The organism is Micromonospora sp. NPDC005305 (assembly GCF_040607315.1).
GTDB lineage: Bacteria > Actinomycetota > Actinomycetes > Mycobacteriales > Micromonosporaceae > Micromonospora.
On sequence record NZ_JBEXGL010000001.1, the window covers coordinates 122,013 to 146,081 of the forward strand.

A 24,069-nucleotide genomic window follows, 5' to 3' on the forward strand; every position below is an offset into this window, starting at 1 on the left:
GGCTCCCTCAGGCGAACACGGGGTGGGGGTGGTGGTCGGCGTCCGGCGCGGGCGGGCGGCCGAGCGCGGGGTCGTGCGCGCCCCGGGCGGCGTGCCGGACCAGCAGCACCCAGTTGGTGACGGCGAGGGTGCCGAGCAGCAGGGTGAAGCCGATGAGCGAGGTGAGCATCAGCCCGGGGCTCACCGGTGAGACGGCCTGGCCGGTCGGCAGCAGCCCGTACGCCACCCAGGGCTGGCGCCCCACCTCGCGGGCGATCCAGCCGAGGATCACCGCGACGAACGGCAGCGGCACGGCGAGGAGCACCAGCCAGAGCGGGAACTTCAGCCGGATGATCCAGTCCCGCCACAGCAGCGGCAGCAGGAACCAGGCGCAGCCCAGGGTGAAGCCGATGAGGATCATGAAGCCGAGGCCGACGCTGGACAGCGCCGGCGGGGTGTAGTCGCCGGGGCCGAACCGCGCCGTCCACTCGGCGACCAGCGCGTCGCGGTCGGCGCCGCCGCCGAACTTGGTCGGTTGGAGTTTCCCGACCGGGCCGAACTGCGCGAACCCGAAGCCCTGCAGCGTGGTCACCGCGAGCGCCGCGGTGATCAGGCCGATCCGCAGCGACTTCCGGAAGAGCGCGTAGTCCGGGGTGCGCCGGAGCAGGTGCCCGGCGCTGACCGCGGCCATCAGCATCCCGCCGGTGACGAGGCCGGCCGAGACCACGTGGCCGAAGGCGAAGCCGAGGGTGGGGTTGGTGAGCAGCGCGCCGAAGTCGGTGAGGTGGGCGACGCCGTCGCGCACCTCGTAGCCGACCGGGTGCTGGAGCCACGCGTTGGCCACCATGATCCAGAACGCCGAGGCGTACGCGGTGAGCGCGACCCCCCAGAGCAGCGCCAGGTGGACGCCGCGCCGCAGCCGGTGCCAGCCGAAGATCCACATGCCGAGGAACGTGGACTCCAGGAAGAAGGCGACAAGCGTCTCGATGGCCAGCGGCGCACCGAACACGTTGCCCACGTAGCGCGACAGGCCGCTCCAGTTCAGCCCGAACTGGAATTCCATGACGATCCCGGTGGCGATCCCCAGCACGTAGTTGATCACGTAGAGCTGGCCCCAGAAGCGGGTCAGCCGCTCGTACATCGGCTTGCCGGTGACGAAGCCGGCGGTCTGGAGGCCGACCAGCAGGGTGACCAGGCCCAGGGTGACCACCACGAACAGAAAGTGGATCGAGGTGGTCGTGGCGAACTGCAGGCGGGCGAGGAGCAGGGGATCCATGGCCGTCCTCCCACTAGTTGACTCGCTTGTCATAGCGAGCCTACACGTAGGCTCGCTACCTATGAGGTCCGGTGGCGGCCCGGAGTCGGGTTCCCGTCGGTCAGCTCAGGAAGAGGGAGATCGGCAGGGCGACCAGCATGGTCGCGACGGACAGCGCCGTGGCCCCGAGCACGCGCGGCGGCCGGTCGGCCACCATGAGCCGCTGCACCCGCACGTCGAGATCCCGGTCGCCCAGGCCCAGCGTGCCGGCCGGGGTGACCCGGTGCCCGGCGGCGGCGAACCGGCGCAGCGCCCCCGCCAGGGGCGCGCCGGCGTGCAGCTCCCGGGCCTTGTCGTCGGCGCGCATCTCGACCAGCAGCGCCACCCGCTCGTGCGCGTCGCGCACCCAGCGGAACCAGGGCAGCGCCCGACACAGCGCCGTGAACGGCAGCAGCACCAGGTCGTGCCGCTCCTGGGCGTGCGCCCGCTCGTGGGTGAGCACCGCCGCCAGCTCGGCGCGGTCGAGCAGACTGAGCGTGCCGGCGCTGACCACCACCCGCGGCTTCACCCCGGGCAGGCAGTACGCGGCCGCGCTCGGGTGGTCGAGCACCAGCGCGCCGGGCACCGTGGGATCCCGCCGGGCGACCAGGCTGAGCAGCTCCCGGTGCCGGCGCTGGGCGCGCACCGTGCCGTGGATGCTGCGCACGGTCGTGGTGAGCAGCACCGCGCCGATGCCGAAACCGACCCCGACCAGGCCGAGGTGCAGCGCGCCCAGCCCGGCCGGCAGCGTGCCGTGGGCCAGGTCGTCGACGAGGGTCAGCAGCGCGCTCCCGGTCGGCAGCTCGTACGCGCTCACGCCGAGTGCCATGGGCAGCCCCATGGCGGAGAGGCCGAGTGCCAGCCCGACCGCCTGCCAGCAGACGATCGCCACCCGCGGGGCCTGCCAGGTCCACCGCGCGGCGGCCAGGACCTGCGCGGTCAGCCAGCAGGCCAGGATGGTCGCGGCGAAGTGCAGGGCGTACGCCACGGCGGCCGCCCTACCGGTCCGTCGCCTCGTCGAGCGCCGGCCCGCCGGCCCGCGGGTCCTCGACCCGGTCGGTCAGCCCCGCCTCGGCGCTGAGCGCCGCGCGCAGCACCTCCGCCTCGGTGCCGGTGACCGAGCGGGCGAAGCGCACCAGCGCGGCGTCCCGGCTGCCGCCGAGGTCGAGGGCATCGAGCATGAGCTGGGCGATGTGCGCCTCGCGGGTGGCGGCGGGCCGGTAACGCCAGGCCCGCCCCTCCCGCTCGCGCTGCACCATGCCCTTGCCGGCCAACCGGTCGAGCACGGTCATCACCGTCGTGTAGGCCAGCTCACGCCCGTCGAGGGCGTCGGCGACCTCGCGTACGGTCACGCCGTCCGACGTGCCGGGGACCGAGTCCCACAGCACGTCCATCACCGCACGTTCCAGATCACCGAGCCGAGTCACCCCGTAATCCTACCCCGCGTAGTAGAAGGCGTTCACACGCCCTTCGGGTGCCAGACGGTCTTCGTCTCCAGCAGCGTGGTCATCCGGGTGATGCCCGGGTCGGCGTACCAGTCGTTGTCGGCGGGGGCCGGCCGGAGCACCCGCTTGAGGTTCTCCGCGGCCTTGACCTCCAGCTCGGCGGCCAGGTCGGCGTCGGCGACCCCGGTCAGGTCGATGGCGTTGACGTCCATGTGCGCGGCCAGCGTCGGCACGGTCTCCGACAGCCGGCCGGTGAGGATGTTCACCACCCCGCCCGGCAGGTCGGAGGTGGCCAGCACCTCGGCCAGGGTCACGGCCGCCAGCGGCGCCGACGGGGAGGCGGCCACCACCACGGTGTTGCCGGTGACGACCGCCGGGGCGATCACGCTGACCAGGCCGAGCAGCGCCGGGGACTCCGGGGCCACCACGGCCACCACGCCGGTCGGCTCGGGCGCGGACAGGTTGAAGTACGGCCCGGCCACCGGGTTCGCCCCGCCGTAGACCTGGGGGAGCTTGTCGGACCAGCCGGCGTACCAGACCCAGCGGTCGATGGCCGCGTCGACCTCGGCGGCGGACGCGCCCAGGGCGACGAACTGGTCCCGCCGGCCCTCCAGCATCTCGGCGACCCGGTAGAGGATCTGACCGCGGTTGTACGCGGTCGCCCCGGCCCAGCCCTTCACGGCCGCCCGGGCGGCGAGCACGGCGTCCCGCGCGTCCTTGCGGGAGGCCAGCGACACGTTGGAGTCCTGCACGAGATACGACCGTCCCGACTCGCTACGGGGGAACTTCCCGCCGATGAAGAGCTTGTACGTCTTGCGTACCGCGACCCGCTCAGACATTGAGGTACGCCTCCAGCCCGTGCCGGCCGCCCTCGCGGCCGTAGCCCGACTCCTTGTAGCCGCCGAACGGCGAGGTGGGGTCGAACTTGTTGAACGTGTTGGCCCAGACCACGCCGGCGCGCAGCCGGTCGGCCATCCACAGGATCCGGGAGCCCTTGTCGGTCCAGATCCCGGCGGACAGCCCGTACGGCGTGTTGTTGGCCTTCTCCACGGCCTCGGCCGGGGTGCGGAAGGTCAGCACGGACAGCACCGGGCCGAAGATCTCCTCGCGGGCGATCCGGTGCGCCTGGGTGACCCCGGTGAAGATGGTCGGCGCGAACCAGAAGCCGCGGTCCGGCAGCTCGCACGGCGGCGACCAGCGCTCGGCGCCCTCGGCGGCGCCGGCCTCCGACAGCTCCCGGATGCGGGCCAGCTGGGCGGACGAGTTGATCGCGCCGATGTCGGTGTTCTTGTCCAGCGGGTCACCGACCCGGAGCTGGGCCATCCGCCGCTTCAGCGACTCCAGCACCCGGTCGGCGACGTTCTCCTGGACCAGCAGCCGGGAGCCGGCACAGCAGACGTGCCCCTGGTTGAAGAAGATGCCGTTGACGATGCCCTCGACGGCCTGGTCGATGGGGGCGTCGTCGAAGACGATGTTGGCGGCCTTGCCGCCCAGCTCCAGGGTGAGCTTCTTGCGGGTGCCGGCGACCGAGCGGGCGATGGCCTTACCGACCTCGGTGGAACCGGTGAAGGCGACCTTGTCCACGCCCGGGTGCTCGACCAGGGCCCGGCCGGTCTCGCCGGCGCCGGTGACGATGTTGACCACGCCGGCCGGCAGGTCGGCCTGCTGGCAGATCTCGGCGAAGAGCAGCGCGGTCAGCGGGGTGGTCTCGGCCGGCTTGAGCACCACCGTGTTGCCGGCCGCGAGCGCCGGGGCGATCTTCCAGGCCAGCATCAGCAGCGGGAAATTCCACGGGATGACCTGCGCCGCCACGCCCAGCGGGCGCGGGTTCGCGCCGAAGCCGGCGTGTTCCAGCTTGTCCGCCCAGCCGGCGTAGTAGAAGAAGTACGCGGCGACCAGGGGCACGTCGACGTCGCGGGACTCCTTGATCGGCTTGCCGTTGTCCAGCGACTCCAGCACGGCCAGCTCGCGGGAGCGCTCCTGGATGATCCGCGCGATGCGGAACAGGTACTTGGCCCGGTCCCGGCCCGGCATCGGACCCCAGACCCGCTCGTACGCCTCCCGCGCGGCGCGGACCGCGCGGTCCACGTCCTCGCTGCCGGCCTCGGCGATCTCGGCCAGCACCTCCTCCGAGGCCGGGTTGATCGACTTGAAGCTGCCGCCGTCGGTCGGGTCGACGAACTTGCCGTCGACGAAGAGCCCGTACGAGGGCTTGATGTCCACCACCGAGCGCGACTCGGGGGCGGGTGCGTATTCGAACATCGCGCTCAGTCCAGGGTGAAGTAGTCGGGGCCGGCGTAGACGCCGGTCGTCAGCTTGGTGCGCTGCATGAGCAGGTCGTTGAGGAGGCTGGACGCCCCGAACCGGAACCAGTCCGGGTCCAGCCAGTCCGGGCCGACGGTCTCGTTGACCATGACCAGGTACTTGATCGCGTCCTTGGTCGTCTTGATGCCGCCGGCCGGCTTCACGCCGACCTGGCGCCCGGTGGCGGCGCGGAAGTCCCGGACCGCCTCCAGCATGACCAGGGTCACCGGCGGGGTTGCCGCGACCGGCACCTTGCCGGTGGAGGTCTTGATGAAGTCCCCGCCGGCCAGCATGGCCAGCCAGGAGGCGCGGCGCACGTTGTCGTAGGTGGCCAGCTCGCCGGTCTCCAGGATCACCTTGAGGTGGGCGTCCCCGCAGGCCTCCTTGGTGGCCACGATCTCGTCGTAGACCTCGGAGTAGCGGCCGGCCAGGAACGCGCCCCGGTTGATCACCATGTCGATCTCGTCCGCGCCGGCCGCGACGGCCGCCCGGGTGTCGGCGAGCTTGACCTCCAGCGGGGCCTGGCCGGACGGGAAGGCGGTCGCCACGCTGGCCAGGTGCACGCCGGACCCGCGCAGCACCTCGGCCACGTACGGGACCATGGCCGGGTAGACGCAGACCGCGCCGACATGCGGGCAGGACGGGTCGGCCGGGTCGGGACGCAGCGCCTTGGCGGCGAGCGCCCGGACCTTGCCGGGGGTGTCGGCCCCTTCGAGGGTGGTCAGGTCGACCATCCGGATCGCCAGGTCGATGGCCTGGGCCTTCGCGGTGGTCTTGATGGAGCGGGTGCCGAGCTGTGCCGCCCGCTGCTCCGCGCCGACCTGGTCCACGCCGGGCAGGCCGTGCAGGAAGGTCCGCAGAGCGGTCTCGGATCGTCCCAGCTCGGAAAGGTCCGACCGGGCCGACGTCGCTGTCGCCGTCATGCCCCGAATACTACGCACCCGCGCGTCGAGTGATCTTGGTCACGGCGGGCCCGCGGCACGTGAGCCCGGTCGCTGGTCCGCCCGCACCCGCGATGCGCCCGCCCCGCGACCGGTAGGTTGAGCGATCGTGGACGTACACGTCATTGACCACCCGCTCGCCCAGGCGCGGCTGACCGCCATGCGGGACGCCCGGACCGACTCCGCGTCGTTCCGGGCCGCGCTGCACGAACTCACCACCATGCTGGTGTACGAGGCCGCGCGCTCGTTCCCCGTCGAGAAGTACCCGGTGCAGACCCCGGTCACCGGCACCGAGGGCACCCGGCTGGCGAACCCGCCGCTGCTCGTGCCGGTGCTGCGGGCCGGTCTCGGCATGGCCGACGCCGCGCTCGGCCTGCTCCCCGAGTCGTCGATGGGCTTCGTCGGCCTGGCCCGCGACGAAAAGACGTACGAGCCGCGCGCGTACATGGAGTCGCTGCCCCGGGACCTCGCCGGCCTGCCGGTGCTGGTGCTCGACCCGATGCTCGCCACCGGCGGCTCGCTGGAGCACTGCTGCCAGCTGCTCGCCGACCGCGGCTGCACCGACATCACCGTGCTCTGCGTGCTGGCCGCGCCGGCCGGCATCGAGCGGCTGGAGCGGTCCGGGCTGCCGTTGCGCCTGGTCACCGCGTCGATCGACGAGGGCCTCAACGACCGGATGTTCATCGTCCCGGGCCTCGGCGACGCCGGGGACCGCCAGTTCGGCGGCATGCCCCGCTTCTAACTCCTTCCCGACGGGCCCACCGCCCCGGCCCGAACCGGGGCGGTGCCCGTACGACGTTCTCCGGCCCGCCGCCGCCCACCGGTAACGATCCGCCCCGCCGCTGACACATACCTGGTGTCCCTGTCAGGAACTCCGGTCGGGAGAGCGATCAGATGAAACCCGTGGGTGAGCGGGCTGAGGCCTGGTTCACCAGCGTCTACGCCCGGCACTACCCGGCCATCGTCAGGTACGGGCTGCGGCGGCTTCCGGACGCCGACGCGGCCGCCGAACTCGCCCAGGACGTGTTCATCGTCGCGTGGCGGCGGCGGAGCGAGGTCCCCGAAAACCCCCTCCCGTGGCTCTACTCCGTCGCCCGCCACACGGTGGCGAACCGGTGGCGGCACGGGCGCGGCGCTCCCACCCTGCTCCCGCTTGCCGCGGCGGATCACATCCCTGCGGGGCTCGTTGAGCCCGACGCCGTGGCGCCGGTGCTCGACCTGCGCCGGGCACTGGCCGGATTGCCCGAGGCCGACCAGGAGATCCTCCGGCTGATCGGTTGGGAGGACCTCAGCGTCGCGGACGCGGCCGTCGCCCTGGGGTGTACCCGGTCCGCCGCCGCGGTCCGGCTGTTCCGAGCCCGGCGTCGACTGCGTTCCGCCCTGGCCGACCGCCCGCCGCTGCGCGAACCCCGGTCGGCGTCCGCCCATGTCTAAGAGGAGCAGCATGCACACGCAGCAGCAGGTCCGAAACCTCCTGGGCCCGGCCGACCCGGCGCGTGGCGTCGTCGTGCCGTCGGCGCTGGTTTCCGCGCACGACCTGATCGTCCAGGCGGAGACCAACGCGCTTCCTCCCGCCGCGCCGGCCCGCCGGCTCACCAGCCGTCGTGTCGTCCTGACCGGCGCCGTCGTCGCGGCGGGTGCAGTCGCCACTGCCGGCCTGGTGCCAGTCCTCCGGCGTGGCCCGGCGCCCACCGGATCGAGGCCGCCGCAGCCGGTGGACGGGGTGGTGCTCCAACCGGTGGCTTACGAGATCGCCACCGACGCCGAACCGGCCGGGCCGCACCTGCGGGCGCTCGCCCGACGGATCGCGGACGCCCCCTCCGACCGGGAGGGCGGCCGGTACGCCTTCCACCGCGTCAAGTCCTGGGGCGGCATGATCCAGGAGTCGCCGGAGGGATACGTGGCCAGTTTCGTGGAGGAACGCCGAAGCTGGGCGACGCCCGACGGTCGCCGGTGGTCGGACTCGACGGTGTTGGACATGGAGTTCCCGGACACAGCGTCCCGGGACTACTGGACGAAGCAGCTGTCCGGGCCCGCCCTCGGTCGGTCGACCCCGCCGCCCGCAGGGCCCGTCGAGGAACCGCGGGATCCAGACGGGGGCCGGGGGTTGCCCACCGAACGGGCCGCGCTCGCCCACCTGCTCCGGACCGAACAGCCGGCGGGCGACGTAGCCAAGGCCGTGTACGACCTGTACGTCCGGCACCTGGTCCCACGGCGGAGTCGCGTCGATGTCCTGACCATCCTGGCCGGCAAGCCCGGTTTCGCATGGCGCGGGCGGGTCGTCGACCGTGCGGGGCGCTGGGGCCTGGCCGTCACCGCCGACCTCACCCCACCGGCGGACCGGCCGCAGAATCCGCAGCGGGCGCAGATGTTGCTGGTCTTCAATCCCACCACCGGCGAGCTGCTCGCCCACGAGTACCTTGAGCTGGCTCCCCGGCACCGCGTGCTGCACTACGGACTGCTGCTCCAGGCCAGCCGCACGGATACGCTCGGCTGACCGGCACGAGGATGCGTTCCGGCGTGGACCGGGGCGTGCATCCCGCCCACGCCGACGGCGGCACGCCATCGACGGGGAGTTCGTGCGCGGGATGCGCGTACCCGCTAGCGTCTGCGGCCATGACTGGTGTTGCGCTCGCCGAAGAGCTGCTGCTCCTCGCCTATGACGACGAAACCGGCAAGGCGACCATGCCGCGGATCAGCCTGGACCTGGGCATGGCCGCCGCGGTGCTGGTCGAGCTGGCCCTGGCCGGCCGGATCGCGTACGCCGACGGGAACCTGGCGGTGCTCGACCCGGCGCCGACCGGGGAGCCGATCGCCGACGAGGTCCTCGCCCGGATCGCCGCCGACACCCCGCACACCCCGTCGTCGTGGGTGCAGCGGCTGCGGCACGGCCTGCGCGACCGGATCCTCGGCGACCTCTGCGGCCGGGGCGTGGTCCGGGACATCGACGAGACCGAGCTGGGCTTCATCCACGTGCACCGTTACCCGGTCGCGGACGCCTCGGTGGAGGCCGACATCCGTCAGCGGCTGGCCGAGGCGCTGACGGTCGGGCAGCTCCCCGACGAGCGGACCGCCGCGCTCGCCACCCTGGTCGCGGTGCTGCGGATGGAGCCGGCGCTGGGCCTGACCGGCTCTGCCGCTGACGAGGCCGGCAAGCGCCTGGAGGAGATCGCCACGGGCGCCGGCTTCTCCGGCACGGTGAGCCTCGACGACAGCGTCGTCCGCCCCTCGGTGAGCCTGGTGATCGCCGCCCTCGCCCAGGCGATCGACGCCGCCCTAGGCAAACGCCCGTAAGGAAGGGCCCCCTATTAACGCCTGCGGTAGAGCAGGGGCCCCTTCTTAACGCCGAGTGTTAACAAGGGGCCCCTGCTTACGGCTGGCTAGAGGCCGAGGGCCGTGGCGATCTCGGTGCGGAGGGCCGTTACCGCCGTTTGGGCGCGGTGGCGGGCCGTCCCGACGTCGCCGTCCGTCACCGGCTCCACCACCTCCAGGTACGCCTTGAGCTTCGGCTCGGTGCCGGAGGGGCGGATCACCACGCGGGCGGCGTCGGTGCGCAGGATCACCACGTCCGCCTCGGGCAGCAGGTCGGACGCCTCGGTGACCGGGTGCCCGAGCAGGGCGGTCGGCGTGGCCGCCCGGATGCGGGCCATCGCGTCGGCGATCAGCCGCAGGTCCTCGACCCGGGCCGAGAGCTGGTCGGTGTGGTGCACGCCGAACTCGGCGGCCAGCTCGTCCAGCCGGTCGGTCAGCGTCCGGCCCTCGGCCTTGAGGCCCGCGGCCAGCTCCGCGACGGTCAGCGCGGCCGTGATGCCGTCCTTGTCCCGGACGTGCTCCGGCGCGACGCAGTAGCCGAGCGCCTCCTCGTAGCCGAAGACCAGCGGCTGCCGGCCGCCCCCGGCCCGGACGATCCACTTGAACCCGGTCAGCGTCTCGTCGTAGGGCAGGCCCCGCGCCGCGGCCATGGCCCGGAGCAGGGTGGAGGAGACGATCGTGGTGGCGTACAGGCCGGTCACGCCGCGCCGCATCAGGTGGTCGGCGAGCAGCGCGCCCACCTCGTCGCCGCGCAGCATCCGCCAGGTCCCGTCCGCCGGCACGGCCACCGCGCAGCGGTCCGCGTCCGGGTCGTTGGCGATGGCGATGTCCGCGCCGGTGCTGCCGGCCAGCGCGACCAGCTTGTCCACCGCGCCCGGCTCCTCCGGGTTGGGGAAGTGGACCGTCGGGAAGGCCGGGTCCGGTTCGGCCTGCTCGGGCACCACGCCGGGCGTCGCGAAACCGGCGTGCGCGAACGCGGCGGTCAGCACCGCGGCGCCCACCCCGTGCAGCGGCGTGTACGCCACCTTGAGGTCCCGCGGGCCGGCCGGGTCGACCACCGCGGCGGCCCGCTCCACGTACGCGGCGACCAGGTCGTCGCCGAGCACCTGGCCGGCCGGGCCGAGCGGCACCCCGGCCAGCGGGCCGACCGCCCGGATGGCCGCCTCGATGCCGGCGTCGGCCGGCGGCACGATCTGCGCGCCCGCGCCCAGCTCCCCGCCGAGCTGCGCGCCCAGGTAGACCTTGTAGCCGTTGTCCTGCGGCGGGTTGTGGCTGGCCGTGACCATCACGCCGGCCACCGCGCCGAGGTGCCGTACCGCGAAGGCGAGCACCGGGGTGGGCAGCGGGCGGGGCAGCAGCAGCGCCGGGCGACCCGCGCCGGTGGCCACCTGGGCGGTGCGCTCGGCGAAGGCCCGCGAGCCGCGCCGGGCGTCGTACCCGATCACCAGGGGGCCCTCGCCGCCCTGGTCGGCGAGCCAGCCGATCAGCCCGGCCGCGGCCTGGGTGACCACCGCGAGGTTCATCCCGTTCGGGCCGGCCCGCAGCGGGCCGCGCAGCCCGGCGGTGCCGAAGGTCAGCGGGCCGGCGAACCGGTCGGCCAGCTCGGGCGCGCTGCCCGGCAGCCCGGCGAGGACGGCGCGCAGCTCGTCCTGGTCGGCCGGGTCGGGGTCGTCGTCGAGCCAGCGCTCGGCCCGGGTGCGAAGGTCGTCAAGGTCAGTGGTGTCCGCCGCCATTGCCTCATGAAAGCATGGCGGCGGATCACCACCGGCCGTCGGCCTCGACTCAGTTGGCTCCGGTGAGCTGGAACGACTGCGCCATCGCCTCGAAGATCGGCTTGCTCGCGGCGAAGTCGGCCTCGTTGGCGGTCAGGTAGAACGAGTAGACCTTGCCGTCCTGCACCACGCCGCGCCACATGCCGTGTCGCTTCGCGTCGCCGTCGCCGCAGGTGTATTCGAACCCGGCGGCCGGCTTGCCGGCGAGGGTCGACTCGCTCATCTCCAGCTGCTCGTAGGGCTTGGCGCAGGACTTGCTCTTGTCCCGGAGGTTGCGGGAGGCGAACTCGGCCCAGCTGACCGAGGTGCCGCTCCAGTCCTCGGCGAGGATGCGCACCTTGCGGCCCTCGACGCTCGGGTCGACGAAGTCGACGAAGACGCCGCCGGTCTTGCGGTCCCAGCCCTTCGGGACCTGCACGTTGACGCCCTTGACCGACTGCGCCTGCATCTCGACCGGGGGAGCCTCGGCCGTCGTGCTGGGCAGCGCGCCCACGATCGGCGGGGGCGCGTCGTCGCCGCCGCTGGTCAGCGCGATCACGCCGACCAGGAGCAGCACGGCCACGCCGCCGGCGGCGGCGAGCTGCACCTTGCGCGGCCAGCTCCTGACCCGGCCGAGGAGCTGGCCGCCGACACCCTTGGCCCGGCCGAGCGCGCCGCCGTGGGCCGGCGCGCCGCCCGGGGCCGTCGTCCACGGCTGGCCGGTGCCGGGCACCGACCACTGGTTGCCGCCGTAGACCGGCTGGGTGGCGTCGGCGCCCCGGCCGTAGACCGGCTGGGTGGCATCCGGGTGGCCGGGCACCCGCTGGGTGGCGTCCGGGCCGGCGGCGTGGCCGAGCCGCTGGGTGGCGTCGGGCGAGATGCGCTGGGTGGCCTCCGGTGCCGCGCCGGACGCGGACATCGCCCCGGTCGGGGTGTGCAGCGGGCCGGCCAGCGCGTCGGCGCTGGTCTCGTCGAGCGCGGCGGCGCCGGCCGCCGCGGAGTCCGGCCGCTCGCCGCGGCGCAGGGCGGCGAGCCGGTCGGTCAGCGACTCGCCGGGCCCGATCATCGCCCGGCCGCCGATCTGGCCGCCCGGCTTCGGCTCGGGCGTGATGATCGCCGGCGGGGTCGACGGACGCTGCACCGGCACCACGGCGTACGGGTCGGTGACCGAGTTGACCGCCGTGGCGGTGCTGGTCAGCGGGCCGGCCAGCAGCTCGCGCAGCATGCCGCGGGCGGTGTGCACGTCCAGCCGGCGGGCCGGGTCCTTCTCCAGCAGGCCCATGAGCACGCGGGTCAGCGGGCCGCTGCGCTGCGGGGTGGCCGGCGGGTCCTCGACCACCGCGTGCATGGTCTCGATCGGGTCGCCCTTGTCGAACGGCGGACGCCCCTCGACTGCGGTGTAGAGCGTCACACCCAGCGAGAAGAGGTCGCTGGGCGGGCCGAACTCCTGGCCCATGGCCCGCTCGGGGGAGATGAAGTGCGGCGAGCCGAGCACCATGCCGGGTGTGGTGAGCTGCACGTCGGTGGGCATCCGGGCCACGCCGAAGTCGGTCAGCACGCACCGGCCGTCGGTGCAGATCAGCACGTTGGCCGGCTTGACGTCCCGGTGCAGCACGCCGATGGCGTGCGCCACCTCCAGCGCGCCGAGCAGGGCGATGCCGATCTTGGCGACGGCGCGGGGGGCGACCGGCCCGTCCTCGATCACCATGTCGGCCAGGCTGCGGGCGTCCAGCAGCTCCATGACGATCCACGGGCGGCCACCCTCGGTGACCACGTCGTAGACCTGGACCACGGCGGGGTGCTGGATCGCGGCGGCCGCGCGGGCCTCGCGGAGGGTCCGCTCGTACAGTGCGTCGCGGTCGCTGGGGGCGAGCCCCGGCGGGAGGACGACCTCCTTCACCGCCACGTCGCGGCGCAGCAGCGTGTCTGTCGCGCGCCAGACCGTGCCCATGCCGCCGTTGCCGACCGGCGAGCGCAGCGAGTAGCGGCCACCGATGGTGGTGCCGGGTGCTGCGCGTCCAGTGGGGGGACTGGCGGGTCCGCCGCTCCACGTCGGGATCTGAGTCACAGAAAAGCCACCGGGGGATATCGAGGGGGCTGGGACACAACCCCACTATCTTGCTGGTTCCGACGCCCGATGCGAAACCCGACGCGGCGGACGTTTACCTACTCGACGGTATGTGGCCAGCTACTCACCTCCGGTCGCTGCGCGCCGCCGCGGTGTGCGGTATCCCTCACCCAACGAACGGCGGCCGCGTCCTACCATCCGGTAATGAGCGAAGCGCGGTCAAGCGAGTCGGGTTTCCCGATCAAGGGCGTCTACACGGCGGCCGACCTTCCGGAGGACCTGGACTCCCGGCTGGGCGGCCCGGGCGAATACCCGTACACCCGCGGGGTCTACCCGACGATGTACACGTCGCGACCGTGGACCATGCGGCAGTACGCGGGCTTCGGCACGGCCACGGAGAGCAATGCCCGCTACCACCAGCTGCTGCGCGCCGGCACCATGGGCCTCTCCGTCGCCTTCGACCTCCCGACCCAGATGGGGTACGACTCGGACGACCCGATCGCGCACGGCGAGGTGGGCAAGGTCGGGGTCGCCATCGACTCCATCGAGGACATGCGGACGCTCTTCGACGGCATCCCGCTGGACAAGGTCTCGACCTCGATGACCATCAACGCGCCCGGCTCGGTGCTGCTCCTGCTCTACCAGCTCGTGGCGGAGGAGTCCGGGGTGCCGGGCTCGGCGCTCAACGGCACCATCCAGAACGACATCCTCAAGGAGTACATCGCCCGGGGCACGTACATCTTCCCGCCGAAGCCGTCGCTACGGCTGGTGGCCGACACCTTCGCCTACTGCCGGGCCGAGGTGCCGAAGTGGAACACGATTTCCATCTCCGGCTACCACATGGCCGAGGCCGGCGCATCGCCCGCGCAGGAGATCGCCTTCACTCTGGCCAACGGGGTGGAGTACGTCCGCGCGGCGCTCGCCGCCGGGCTGGCCGTGGACGACTTCGCGCCCCGGCTGTCGTTCTTCTTCGTGGCGCGCACCACGCTGCTGGAGGAGGTCGCCAAGTTCCGGGCGGCCCGGCGCATCTGGGCCCGGCTCATGCGCGACGAGTTCGGGGCGAAGAACCCGAAGTCCATGATGCTGCGGTTCCACACCCAGACCGCAGGCGTGCAGCTCACCGCCCAGCAGCCGGAGGTGAACCTGGTCCGGGTGGCGGTGCAGGGCCTCGGCGCGGTGCTCGGCGGCACCCAGTCGCTGCACACCAACAGTTTCGACGAGGCGATCGCGCTGCCCACCGAGAAGGCGGCCCGGCTGGCGCTGCGCACCCAGCAGGTGCTGGCGTACGAGACGGACCTGACCGCCACCGTCGACCCGTTTGCCGGGTCGTACGTGGTGGAGGCGATGACCGCCGAGCTGGAGACGGCCGCCGACGAGCTGATGCAGCGGGTCTTCGACCACGGTTCGGCGGTGGACGCCATCGAGGCGGGCTTCCAGAAGCGGGAGATCGAGCAGTCCGCGTACCGGATCGCCCAGGAGATCGACTCGGGTGAGCGGGTGGTGGTCGGGCTCAACCGGTTCCGGATCGACGAGGAGGAGCCGTACGAGCCGCTGCGGGTCGACCCGACGATCGAGGTCGGCCAGGCGGAGCGGCTGGCCAAGCTGCGCGCCCAGCGGGACTCCGGTGCCGTCGAGCGCGGGCTGGCCGAGCTGCGCGCCGCGGCCGAGGGCGACGCCAACGTGCTCTACCCGATGCGGGAGGCGCTGCGCGCCCGGGCCACCGTGGGTGAGGTGTGCGGGACGCTGCGCGACGTGTGGGGGATCCACCGGCCGAGCGACCGGTTCTAAGCCGACTACGACGACGACGGCGGTCCGGCCGGCACTCCGCGCGGGGTGCCGGCCGGGCCGCCGTCGCGTTTCCGACCGCGCTGACCTGGGCGAACGGTGTGCGGCGGCGTACAGTCGGTGGTCTCCCCGCACGCGGCGGGGGCGGCGACGGCTCGGTGCGGACCCTCCCCGGGCGGCGCCGCCCGGGCGCCGCTCCCGGAGCCGTCGGGCAGCGTGGCCGGAGCCGGCGCGCGTGTGCGGATCGGGATTGCGGGTAACCCGGTCGGGTGAACGGGACGGACAGTCTGTGCGGTCGCACTCCGGGCCGACATGTCACCATCAGGAGTCGTCCGACAGCCGACCGTTGTCGCGCAATTGTCCGAGCGGCAGTTAATTGTCGCGACTAATGCGACAATTCGGAACGACGGCCAGCGTTTTGGTGACCGTTGAATCGGTTACGCGTTGTAGGAGGTGGGGGGCAGATGACGGCGTTCGACCGCGATCTACCTGCTGTCCCGCAGATATTTGAGCCCTCCCACCAGGGCATTCGTGACGCTGCGCGGTCCGACCGCTACGCGAAAGATGTTGCGCAGCGTCACCGCCGGAGGTCTAGGCTGTCTGCTGTTCTCCCCGATGATCCATCCATCTCTAGTGATCGAGAATTCGACGTGACGAGTGCGTTGACGCTGCCGTCCGGCAGCCCGCTGGCGTCGTCCTGGCCGGAGGCGCCGACCGGGTCCCAGCCCCTGCCCCTGGAGCTCGACCATCTGCTCGCGCTGCGCGTACCCGGCCTCATCGCCACCCGCCGTCACATCCACTCCCACCCGGAGCTGTCGGGCGAGGAGTTCGAGACGGCCGCCCTCGTGCACCGGGAGCTCTCCCTCGCCGGGCTGAAGCCGCGCCTGCTGCCGAAGGGCAACGGCGTCATCTGCGACATCGACGGGCGCCCGGACGGCCCGGTCATCGCGCTCCGCGCCGACATCGACGCGCTGCCGTTGAGCGACCCGAAGGATGTGCCGTACCGGTCCACCGTGGACGGGGTCTGCCACGCCTGCGGGCACGACGTGCACACCACCGTGATGCTCGGCGTGGGCATGCTGCTCGCCCAGCTCGCCGACCTCGGCCAGCTCGACGGCCGGGTGCGGCTCATCTTCCAGCCGGCCGAGGAGATCCTGCCCTGTGGCTCGCTGGAGGTCATCGAGGCCGGCGGCCTGGACGACGTGGTGCAGATCTTCGCGGTGCACTGCGACCCGAACCTGCCGGTCGGCAAGGTCGGCCTGCGGGTCGGCCCGATCACCGCCGCCGCCGACAACGTCACCGTCCGGCTGACCGGCCCCGGTGGGCACACCGCCCGCCCGCACCTGACCGTCGACCTGGTCGACGCGCTCGGCCGGCTGGTCACCGAGGTGCCGACCCTGGTCAGCCGCCGGGTGCCGGCCAACAGCGGGCTGCTGCTGGTGTTCGGCCACGCCTCGGCCGGCACCCGCTACAACGTCATCCCCTCCGAGGCCTGCGCCGCCGGCACCCTGCGAGTGATGGACCGGGACACCTGGGACCAGGCCCCGAAGATCGTGGCTCAGGTGGTGCGGGACGTCCTCGCCCCCACCGGCGCCACCGTCGACCTGGAGTACCTGCGCGGCCGCCCGCCGGTCACCAACGACGCCCGGGCCATCGGCGTGTTCACCGCCGCCACCGCGGCCGCGCTCGGGCCGGAGGGCATCGCGGAGACCCCGCAGAGCATGGGCGGCGAGGACTTCTCCTGGTACCTGGAGCACGTGCCCGGCGCGCTCGCCCGCCTCGGCGTCGGCCGGAACGGGCCCAACGTGGACCTGCACCGGGCCTCGTTCGACGTGGACGAGCGCGCCATCCCGGTCGGGGTACGCCTCATGGTCCAGACCGCGCTGCGGGCACTGGCGGCGGCCCGCTAGGGACCGGACCGTCCGGCAGCGCCGGGCCGCCCGGCGGCGTACGGCGACCGCGCCGGCGGGCCAGGGCCAGCACGAGCGCCACCGGCACGCCGATCGCCACCGCGAACGGCAGCACCGCGCCCAGCACGGTGAGCGCCACCCGCAGCGAGCCCAGGAACGCCGACCAGCCGCCCCGCAGCCCGGCCAGGAAGCCGAGGTCCTCCTCGTCCCCGACGGCCGGGGCGTCCGGACCGACGAAGGTCACCGTGATGGTGGAGAGCGCCGTCAGGTCGGCGAGCCGCCGCTTCTTCGCCTCCAGCGAGGCCAGGTCCGCCTCCCGGCGACCCACCTCGTTCTCCAGCGTGACCAGGTCGTTGATCGAGGTGGCCCGCGCCAGCAGCCGCCGGGCGCTGTCCACCCGGGCGCGCTGGGTGGCGATCCGGGCGTCCAGGTCCACGGTCTCCTCGGTGACGTCCTCGGTCCGCACCTCGCGCCGCTCCTGCTCGCCGAGCCGGACGAGCGCCTCCAGCACGGTCGCGAACCGGTCCGCCGGCACCCGCAGGGTCAGCTCGGCCCGGGCGTCCGCCGCGTCGCTGTTGCGCTGGTCGCCGCCGACGAAGCCACCGGCCGCCGTCACCGCCGTGCTCGCCTCGCGGGCCGCCCGCTCCACGTCCTCCACCCGCACCTGGAGCGTTCCGGTGTAGATGATCGCCCGCTGGTCGACCCGCAGGTCCGCGCCGCCCGCACCGGGCTGCGCCTTCTCGGGCGCGGCCTGGTCCCGGGCCGCCGCGTCCCCGTCCGCCGAGTCCCCGCCCGTGGCCGCCTGCGGCTGCCCGGCCGAGCCCGCGGTGTCGTTCGTCCCGCCGTCCGCGCTGCACGCACCCGCGCCCAGCACCAGCAGCAGCCCGGCCGCCGCGAGCGCCCGGCCCCGGCGGCGGCTGTCCCGTATCCTCATGTCCGCGCTCCGATCCTTCGACGGCCCCGCTGCGGGACCGATACGTCGGACGCGACGCGACACCGCGCCGGTTCCGGCAGACTGCGCTGAGGACATCACGATTCGATAATCGAGGAGTCACGATGCAGGTCACCAAGTACGCCCACTCCTGCCTCAAGCTGGAGCACGACGGGGGAGTGCTGGTCGTGGACCCCGGAGTCTTCAGCGGCGCAGAGGCGCTGGACGCGGCGGACGCGGTGCTGATCACCCACGAGCACCCGGACCATGTGGACGTCGAGGCGCTGACCCGGGCGCTGGACCGGCGGCCCGCCCGGGTGTATGGCCCGGCCTCCCTCGCCGGGGTGCTCGGCGACGCCGCCGAGGCGCTGACCGTGGTCACGCCCGGCGAGACGTTCACCGCGGCCGGGGTGGCGGTCCGCGCGTACGGCGGGCAGCACGCGGTCATCCACCCGGACATCCCCGTCGTCCAGAACGTCGGCTACGTGTTCAACGACGTCGTCTACCACCCGGGCGACGCGCTCGTCGTCCCCGACGACGTCCAGGTGGACACCCTCTTCGCCCCGATCCACGCGCCCTGGTCGAAGTTCTCCGAGGTGGTCGACTTCATCCGGGCGGTCGCACCGCGGCGGGCCTTCGCGCTGCACGACGCGCTGCTCAACGCCAACGGCTTCGGCGTGCTCGACCGCCAGTACACCGCGCTGTCGAAGACCGAGTACCGGCGCCTGGAACCGGGCACCCGGATCGACGCCTGAGCGGGCATGGCCGGTCCACCCCCCGACCTGGTCCAGCGGCTCTACGCGACGCCGCCGGACCGGTTCGTCGCGGCCCGGGACGCCGCGGTCGCCGAGGCGCGCCGGGCCGGCGACCCGAAGGGCGCCCGGGAGATCGGCAAGCTGCGCCGGCCCACGGTCGCCGCCTGGCTGGTCAACCTGCTCGCGATCCGCCGTCCGGAGCTGGTCGCCGACCTGGCGCAGCTCGCCGAGTCGCTCCGCTCGGCGCAGCGGGACCTGCGCGGCGGCAAGCTCCGCGAGCTTTCCGCGCAGCGCCGGGCCGTCGTGGGCGCGCTCGTCGCCGAGGTACGCAAGCTGGCCGCCGCCGAGCCGGCCGCCCCGCCGGTCGGGAAGCTGCCGCTCGGCGAGGTCGAGGCGACGTTGAACGCCGCGCTCTCCGACACCGAGGTGGCCGAGCAGGTACGCGCCGGGCGGCTGCTGCGGTCCACCCACTACGCCGGGTTCGGCGAGGTGCCCCGGCCGCAGCTGCGGCTGGTCACCGGGGGCGGCGAGGAGGAACCCGCCGTACCCGACCGGGCGGCCGAGCGCGCCGAGAGCCGGAAGGCGCGCGACCAGCGGGCCGCCGAGCGGGCGGCCCGGGCCGAGCGGGCGAAGCGCCGCCGGGCCGTGGAACGGGAGCTGGCCAGGGCCCGCGACGACCAGGAGCGGGCCGAGGCGGAGCTGACCGGGGCCACCGACGCGGAACGCGACGGCGTGGCGACGCTGGACCGGATCGAGACCGAACTGGCCGAGCTGGAACGCCGCCGGGCCGTCGCCGAGCAGGAGCTGAGCCGGGCCAAGCTGGCGCGGCGCGGCGCGGAACGGTCGCTCACCGCCGCCCGCCGGCGCACCGGTGAGGTGGAGGCCGCGTTGGAGGCGCTGGACGCCGAAGAGGGGGATGCCGCGGAGGGTGGCGACGAGGCAGACTGATCGTGATGGATGACCACGGTGGACGGACGGTGGGGTGCCGCCGATGACCCCGGAGCAGGTCGCCGCCGCCAGCAAGCCGCTGGTGCTGGAGCTCGGGGAGGCGTTCTCCCGCTGCCCGTCGACGCTGCGCCGGGCCCGGCTGCTGGGCATCTCCGGCTGGGCGTTCTACATCACCGGCCGGGCCGGCGCGCTCGGCGACGTCCGCGCCGAGACGGTCGCCGCCGCGCTCGGCTTCATCGCGCCGGAGGCGGTCGCCGACGGCTGGGACGCCGCCGTGCGCACCGTGCCGCCGCTGGAGGTCGCGGGCGCGAACCTGGCCGAGTGCTGCCGCTGGGGCGGCACCAAGCTGGGCGACGCCCCGGAAGCCGCCCGCCTCGCCGCGCTGCTGCGCCAGGTGGTCGACGCGGCGGACGGCAGCGGCATGCCGCTGTTCGCCGCCTGGCGGGCCATGCCGGTCGACGCCGCCACGCCGGGCGCCCGGGCGGCCGTCGCGCTGCTGCTGCTCCGCGAGCACTTCGCCGGGGCGTACCTGCTGGCGGTGCGGGCCGCCGGGATGACACCGCTGGAGGCGGTGCTGGCCGGCCCGGAGGGGGACGCCGGGGCCTCGGCGTGCGGCTGGTCGCCGCCGTACCCGCCGGTGGGGCCGCTGGTGCGGCGGCGGCTCTGGGCCGAGGCGGTGACCGACCGGCTGGTGTCCCCGGCGTTCCGGGCGCTGGGCCCCGGCGAGGGCGCGGAACTGCTCAACCTGCTCACCGCCGCGCGACTGCACGTCCGCGGCGGATAAATGGCAAGCGCGGCCGCCGGGGCGGCTGTCAGGATCTGCCGCGTGACGCTCCCCGCCGGCTGGACCGCCCGCCGCCCCACCCTCGACGACGTGCCCGCGATCCTGGCGGTGGTGCACGCCGCCGACACCTTCGCCGTCGGCTACCCCGACTTCGACGCCGAGGACGTCCGGGACGCCCTGACCGCGCCCTTCGTCGAACCGGCCCGGGACTCCTGGCTGGTCACCGACCCGGACGGCACCGCGGTGGCCTGGGCGATCCTGAGCAACCCCACCGGGGTGGGCCGGGAGTTCGTCGAGGTCTACGTCGACCCGGACCGCGGCGGGGACCTGCGCGCCCCGCTGCTGGCCCGGCTGCTCGACCGGGTCGCCGAGCGGGCCGCCGAGCGCGGCCTGCCCGCGCTCACCGCCCGGACCGCCGTCTTCGCGCCGGAGACCCGCTGGGCGGAGGAGCTTGCCGAGGCCGGTTTCACCCGGCTCAAGCGGTACATCCGGATGACCCGGTCGCTGGCCGACCTGCCCGCCGAGCCGGCGCCCCCGGCCGGGGTGACCGTCCGGCCGCTGCATGTCGACGACGACGCCGACCTGCGGCTGTTCCACCGGATCTTCGACACCGCGTTCCGGGACACCCCCGACTACGAGCCGGTCGGCTTCGACCAGTGGCGCGAGCAGCTCCCGTCGTACGGCAAGGTGTGGGACGAATGGTTCCTGGCCGAGGTCGACGGTGAGCCGGCCGGCGCCCTCCAGTCCTCCGACCAGGCGCTCGACCAGGACATGGGCTGGGTCCGGACGCTGTCCGTGCTGCCCGCGTACCGGCGGCGCGGGGTGGGGGCGGCGCTGCTGCGCCGGGCCTTCGCCGCCTACGCGGCCAAGGGCCGGGCGGGGGCCGGTCTCGGCGTCGACCTGGCCAACCCGACCGCCCCGGTCACCCTCTACCGCTCGGTCGGGCTGACCGAGGGGCGCTGGACCGACATGTACGAGCGGAGCGTCCCCGCGGCGGGTGTGTGATAGGCGACCCGCCGCGGGGTCGCCGCCCGGCCCGGGAGCCGGCCGGAGCAGACTGGAGAGGTGGGAGACGCGCTACGCGGACGCGGTGCCGGTGGGGCGGGACCGCAGCTCGGTGACGTAGTCGTCCGGCGCGCCCGCCTTCTCCGCCGCGTTCGCGATCTCCGACAGGTACCACGACGTCGGCAGGCCGCCCTCGTACCCGTCGAAGACGTAGACCCAGGCGGTCACGTCCCCGTCCAGCGTCGAGACCCGCACGGTCAGCTTCCGGTACGTCCCGGAGGTCACACCCTCGATCTCGTCGAGCTGGGCCGCGTCGTACGGGTGGATGTCGTAGAGCGCCACGAAGACCCGGTCGCCCGGCGACTCGACCACTGTGCTGACCGAGCCCTCCCAGCCGATGACGTCCTCGCCCGCGAAGGTGAGCCGCCACCCCTCCAGCCAGCCGGTGCCCACCATCGGCGAATGCGGACAGTAGGCACGCATGCGGGCGGGGTCCAGGTTTGAGCCGTAAGCGGCGTAAAGACGCACGGCGATGACGATAGCCCGGCCGACGGGTGGGGGAGAATACGACGGTGCGTGTCGAGCGCGACGGGATAAGAAAGTCACTGTGAGCATTGATCGGGGGCGAGCGCGGTGAGCGCGAGGAGTGCAGCGGAGCGGAGCCCCGCAGTCGCGAACGAAAGGATGGCTCCGTGAGCCAGATCGTGATCATCGGCGGAGGGCCGGCCGGCTACGAGGCGGCGCTGGTCGCCGCCCAGCTGGACGCTGATGTCACCGTGGTCGAGGCGGACGGGGCCGGCGGCGCCTGCGTGCTCTCCGACTGCGTGCCGTCCAAGACGTTCATCGCCAGCTCCGAGGTGGTCACCGGCTACCGGGACACCGAGGAGTTCGGGGTGCACTCCGACGGGCTGGAGGCGGTCACGGTCGACGCCCGGACCGTGCACGAGCGGGTCAAGCGGCTCGCCCTGGCCCAGTCCGCCGACATCCACGCCAAGCTGGTGAAGGCCGGCGTCGAGTTCGTCGCCGGCTCCGCCCGGCTCGGCGAGGACACCCTCGGTCACACCCACCGGGTGATCGTCACCCCGGCCGACGGCGGCGCGGAATACTCGATCGCCGCCACCACCGTGCTGATCGCCACCGGCTCCACCCCGCGCCAGCTCCCCACCGCCGTGCCCGACGGCGAGCGCATCCTGACCTGGCGCCAGGTGTACGACCTGCCCGAACTGCCCGAGCACCTCATCGTGGTGGGCTCCGGCGTGACCGGCGCCGAGTTCGCCAGCGCCTACCTGGCCATGGGGGTCCAGGTCACCCTGGTCTCCAGCCGGGACCGGGTCATGCCGCACGAGGACGCCGACGCCGCCTCGGCGATCGAGCGGGTGTTCCGGAACCGGGGCATGACCATCCTGAACAACTCCCGGGCCGAGGCGGTCCGCCGGATCGGCGACGGCGTCGAGGTGACGCTCGCCGACGGCCGGGTGGTCGCCGGCTCGCACGCGCTGATCGCGGTCGGCTCGATCCCCAACACCGCCGACCTGGGCCTCGCCGAGTACGGCGTCGAGCTGGCCCGGGGCGGCTACGTCACGGTCGACCGGGTCTCCCGGACCAACGTCCCCGGCATCTACGCGGCCGGCGACTGCACGGGGGTGCTGCTGCTGGCCAGCGTGGCCGCCATGCAGGGCCGGATCGCCATGTGGCACGCGCTCGGCGAGGCGGTCCGGCCGCTGCGGCTGCGTACCGTCGCGGCGAACGTCTTCACCGACCCGGAGCTGGCCACCGTCGGCGTCTCGCAGGACGAGGTCGACGCCGGCAAGGTCCCGGCCCGCCAGGTGATGCTGCCGCTCTCCGGCAACGCCCGGGCGAAGATGGCCGACCTGGCCGACGGCTTCGTGAAGCTCTTCTGCCGGCCAGCCAGCGGCCAGGTGATCGGCGGGGTGGTGGTCGCGCCGAAGGCCAGCGAGCTGATCCTGCCGATCACCATGGCGGTGGAGAACAACCTCACCGTCAACGAGCTGGCCCAGACCATCACCATCTACCCGAGCCTGTCCGGCTCGATCACCGAGGCCGCCCGCCAGCTCATGCTCCACGAGCTGGAGTGAGCTCACGGTCCTGCGCAGGCGCCGCCAGCTCGGCGAGGTGGGGGTGTTCCCGGAGTCGGGGCACCGCCACCTCGCCGATCTGGTGGCGGAGCAGGGTGCCGGCGACCACCGCGAGCAGGGCGACCTCGGCGAGGATGAGCAGGCGCTCGGCGAGGCCGATCAGCACCCGGTCACCGGGGTAGGCGGACCAGACCATCGCCGCGGCCAGCACGAGACTGGTCAGGACGAGCCCGCGCACCCACCCGGCGGCCCGCCCGCCGAGCCGCCGGGCGAGCAGCCAACCGGCGACGGGCAGGGCCAGGAAGGCCACCACCGAGGCGTACCGGTGCACGTAGGCGGCGGCGTCCATGGGCAGCCCGGGCTCGTTGGTGGGCACCACGGCGGCGGCCATCAGGCCGGCCGACCAGGCCACCAGCAGCGCCCCCGCGAGCGGGCCGGCGCCGGCCCGGCGTAGCGCCGGCAGGAGGATGATCGTGGCCGCCGCGAGCACCGCCATGGCCGCGTCGATGACGCCGCCCCGGTCGGAGACGGCGAAGTCGCTGACGGTCAGCGACCAGGGGTTCAGGTTGTCGTTCACCTCGAGGTGACCGACGACGGCGAGCACCGCCGCCAGGGCGATCCCGCCGAGGGCCAGCAGACCACTGCTCCGGGTTCCAGACATGCCTCAGCCTGTCGCCGAAACCGCCCGAAACGGATCCGGGGCCACCACCCACTTCGATCCCGGGGTCGCCCCCTAGATGTATCCGATCGGCGATGCCGCA

Annotated in this window: 22 protein-coding genes; 11 read left to right on the plus strand and 11 right to left on the minus strand. The window is 73.7% G+C overall.

Going from position 1 to position 24,069, the window contains the following annotated elements; genetic code table 11:
- Window positions 1–7 precede the first annotated feature (7 nt).
- The 6 genes from ABZS80_RS00605 to deoC all read right to left on the minus strand — a co-directional run bounded on the left by ABZS80_RS00605 (window position 8) and on the right by deoC (window position 5,945).
- Window positions 8–1,255: a cytochrome ubiquinol oxidase subunit I gene (locus ABZS80_RS00605; RefSeq protein WP_355053769.1), complete on the minus strand. Its 1,248-nt coding sequence runs from the start codon at window positions 1,253–1,255 to the stop codon at window positions 8–10.
- 100 nt (window positions 1,256–1,355) lie between these two features.
- A complete protein-coding gene (locus ABZS80_RS00610) occupies window positions 1,356–2,261 on the minus strand; it encodes a M48 family metalloprotease (protein WP_355053770.1) in 906 nt (301 codons plus the stop codon).
- Between the two features lie 10 nt (window positions 2,262–2,271).
- Window positions 2,272–2,700, minus strand: coding sequence for a BlaI/MecI/CopY family transcriptional regulator (locus ABZS80_RS00615; RefSeq protein WP_151462224.1), 429 nt, complete (start codon window positions 2,698–2,700; stop codon window positions 2,272–2,274).
- Window positions 2,701–2,732: 32 nt separating this feature from the next.
- Window positions 2,733–3,557 carry an aldehyde dehydrogenase family protein gene (locus tag ABZS80_RS00620; RefSeq protein ID WP_355053771.1) on the minus strand — a complete coding sequence of 275 codons (825 nt, stop codon included), beginning with the start codon at window positions 3,555–3,557 and terminating at the stop codon, window positions 2,733–2,735.
- Window positions 3,550–4,980 carry an aldehyde dehydrogenase family protein gene (locus ABZS80_RS00625; RefSeq protein ID WP_355053772.1) on the minus strand — a complete coding sequence of 477 codons (1,431 nt, stop codon included), beginning with the start codon at window positions 4,978–4,980 and terminating at the stop codon, window positions 3,550–3,552. Before ABZS80_RS00625 ends, ABZS80_RS00620 begins: the two co-directional genes overlap by 8 nt.
- A 5-nt stretch (window positions 4,981–4,985) precedes the next feature.
- The gene (deoC, locus tag ABZS80_RS00630) at window positions 4,986–5,945 is read right to left on the minus strand and encodes a deoxyribose-phosphate aldolase (RefSeq protein WP_355053773.1); all 960 of its coding nucleotides are present in this window, start codon (window positions 5,943–5,945) and stop codon (window positions 4,986–4,988) included.
- Window positions 5,946–6,072: 127 nt separating this feature from the next.
- Between deoC and upp the strand changes: the two genes are divergently transcribed.
- The 4 genes from upp to ABZS80_RS00650 all read left to right on the plus strand — a co-directional run bounded on the left by upp (window position 6,073) and on the right by ABZS80_RS00650 (window position 9,257).
- Window positions 6,073–6,705 (plus strand): uracil phosphoribosyltransferase, encoded by a 633-nt coding sequence (upp, locus tag ABZS80_RS00635; RefSeq protein WP_151462220.1) that lies wholly within the window; start codon window positions 6,073–6,075, stop codon window positions 6,703–6,705.
- A gap of 152 nt (window positions 6,706–6,857) precedes the next feature.
- Window positions 6,858–7,397 carry a sigma-70 family RNA polymerase sigma factor gene (locus ABZS80_RS00640; protein ID WP_355053774.1) on the plus strand — a complete coding sequence of 180 codons (540 nt, stop codon included), beginning with the start codon at window positions 6,858–6,860 and terminating at the stop codon, window positions 7,395–7,397.
- 10 nt (window positions 7,398–7,407) lie between these two features.
- Window positions 7,408–8,460, plus strand: coding sequence for a hypothetical protein (locus ABZS80_RS00645; protein WP_355053775.1), 1,053 nt, complete (start codon window positions 7,408–7,410; stop codon window positions 8,458–8,460).
- Between the two features lie 119 nt (window positions 8,461–8,579).
- Window positions 8,580–9,257 carry a GPP34 family phosphoprotein gene (locus ABZS80_RS00650; RefSeq protein ID WP_355053776.1) on the plus strand — a complete coding sequence of 226 codons (678 nt, stop codon included), beginning with the start codon at window positions 8,580–8,582 and terminating at the stop codon, window positions 9,255–9,257.
- 86 nt (window positions 9,258–9,343) lie between these two features.
- Here the strand turns inward: ABZS80_RS00650 and ABZS80_RS00655 are convergent, their stop codons facing one another.
- Together ABZS80_RS00655 and ABZS80_RS00660 are read right to left on the minus strand one after the other, a co-directional pair.
- The gene (locus ABZS80_RS00655; protein WP_355053777.1) at window positions 9,344–11,008 is read right to left on the minus strand and encodes a phospho-sugar mutase; all 1,665 of its coding nucleotides are present in this window, start codon (window positions 11,006–11,008) and stop codon (window positions 9,344–9,346) included.
- Window positions 11,009–11,057: 49 nt separating this feature from the next.
- Window positions 11,058–13,094 (minus strand): serine/threonine-protein kinase, encoded by a 2,037-nt coding sequence (locus ABZS80_RS00660; RefSeq protein ID WP_355053778.1) that lies wholly within the window; start codon window positions 13,092–13,094, stop codon window positions 11,058–11,060.
- A gap of 204 nt (window positions 13,095–13,298) precedes the next feature.
- On the opposite strand from ABZS80_RS00660, the gene ABZS80_RS00665 reads away from it, so the two are divergent.
- Window positions 13,299–14,882 carry a methylmalonyl-CoA mutase family protein gene (locus ABZS80_RS00665; RefSeq protein ID WP_355053779.1) on the plus strand — a complete coding sequence of 528 codons (1,584 nt, stop codon included), beginning with the start codon at window positions 13,299–13,301 and terminating at the stop codon, window positions 14,880–14,882.
- A 647-nt stretch (window positions 14,883–15,529) separates the two neighbouring features.
- Complete coding sequence (locus ABZS80_RS00670) at window positions 15,530–16,789, plus strand: amidohydrolase (protein ID WP_262287361.1); 1,260 nt, start codon at window positions 15,530–15,532, stop codon at window positions 16,787–16,789.
- Here the strand turns inward: ABZS80_RS00670 and ABZS80_RS00675 are convergent.
- Window positions 16,746–17,723 (minus strand): DUF4349 domain-containing protein, encoded by a 978-nt coding sequence (locus ABZS80_RS00675; RefSeq protein WP_355053780.1) that lies wholly within the window; start codon window positions 17,721–17,723, stop codon window positions 16,746–16,748. The genes ABZS80_RS00670 and ABZS80_RS00675 overlap by 44 nt on opposite strands.
- A 122-nt stretch (window positions 17,724–17,845) precedes the next feature.
- Between ABZS80_RS00675 and ABZS80_RS00680 the strand changes: the two genes are divergently transcribed.
- The 4 genes from ABZS80_RS00680 to ABZS80_RS00695 are packed head-to-tail and all read left to right on the plus strand — an operon-like array spanning window position 17,846 to window position 21,212.
- Window positions 17,846–18,475: an MBL fold metallo-hydrolase gene (locus ABZS80_RS00680; protein WP_355053781.1), complete on the plus strand. Its 630-nt coding sequence runs from the start codon at window positions 17,846–17,848 to the stop codon at window positions 18,473–18,475.
- Window positions 18,476–18,481: 6 nt separating this feature from the next.
- Window positions 18,482–19,423: a hypothetical protein gene (locus ABZS80_RS00685; protein WP_355053782.1), complete on the plus strand. Its 942-nt coding sequence runs from the start codon at window positions 18,482–18,484 to the stop codon at window positions 19,421–19,423.
- 43 nt (window positions 19,424–19,466) lie between these two features.
- Entirely contained in the window at window positions 19,467–20,207 is a 741-nt protein-coding gene (locus ABZS80_RS00690; RefSeq protein WP_355053783.1) for a hypothetical protein, read from the plus strand.
- Window positions 20,208–20,249: 42 nt separating this feature from the next.
- A complete protein-coding gene (locus ABZS80_RS00695) occupies window positions 20,250–21,212 on the plus strand; it encodes a GNAT family N-acetyltransferase (RefSeq protein ID WP_355053784.1) in 963 nt (320 codons plus the stop codon).
- A gap of 72 nt (window positions 21,213–21,284) precedes the next feature.
- Here the strand turns inward: ABZS80_RS00695 and ABZS80_RS00700 are convergent, their stop codons facing one another.
- Complete coding sequence (locus tag ABZS80_RS00700) at window positions 21,285–21,740, minus strand: gamma-glutamylcyclotransferase (RefSeq protein WP_091260426.1); 456 nt, start codon at window positions 21,738–21,740, stop codon at window positions 21,285–21,287.
- Between the two features lie 164 nt (window positions 21,741–21,904).
- Here ABZS80_RS00700 and ABZS80_RS00705 point away from each other — a divergent pair, with 164 nt between their 5' ends.
- Complete coding sequence (locus ABZS80_RS00705) at window positions 21,905–23,308, plus strand: NAD(P)H-quinone dehydrogenase (RefSeq protein ID WP_355053785.1); 1,404 nt, start codon at window positions 21,905–21,907, stop codon at window positions 23,306–23,308.
- On the opposite strand, the gene ABZS80_RS00710 is transcribed toward ABZS80_RS00705, so the two are convergent.
- Window positions 23,286–23,969 (minus strand): DUF998 domain-containing protein, encoded by a 684-nt coding sequence (locus ABZS80_RS00710; protein WP_355053786.1) that lies wholly within the window; start codon window positions 23,967–23,969, stop codon window positions 23,286–23,288. The two genes, ABZS80_RS00705 and ABZS80_RS00710, sit on opposite strands and share 23 nt — an antisense overlap.
- Window positions 23,970–24,069 lie beyond the last annotated feature (100 nt).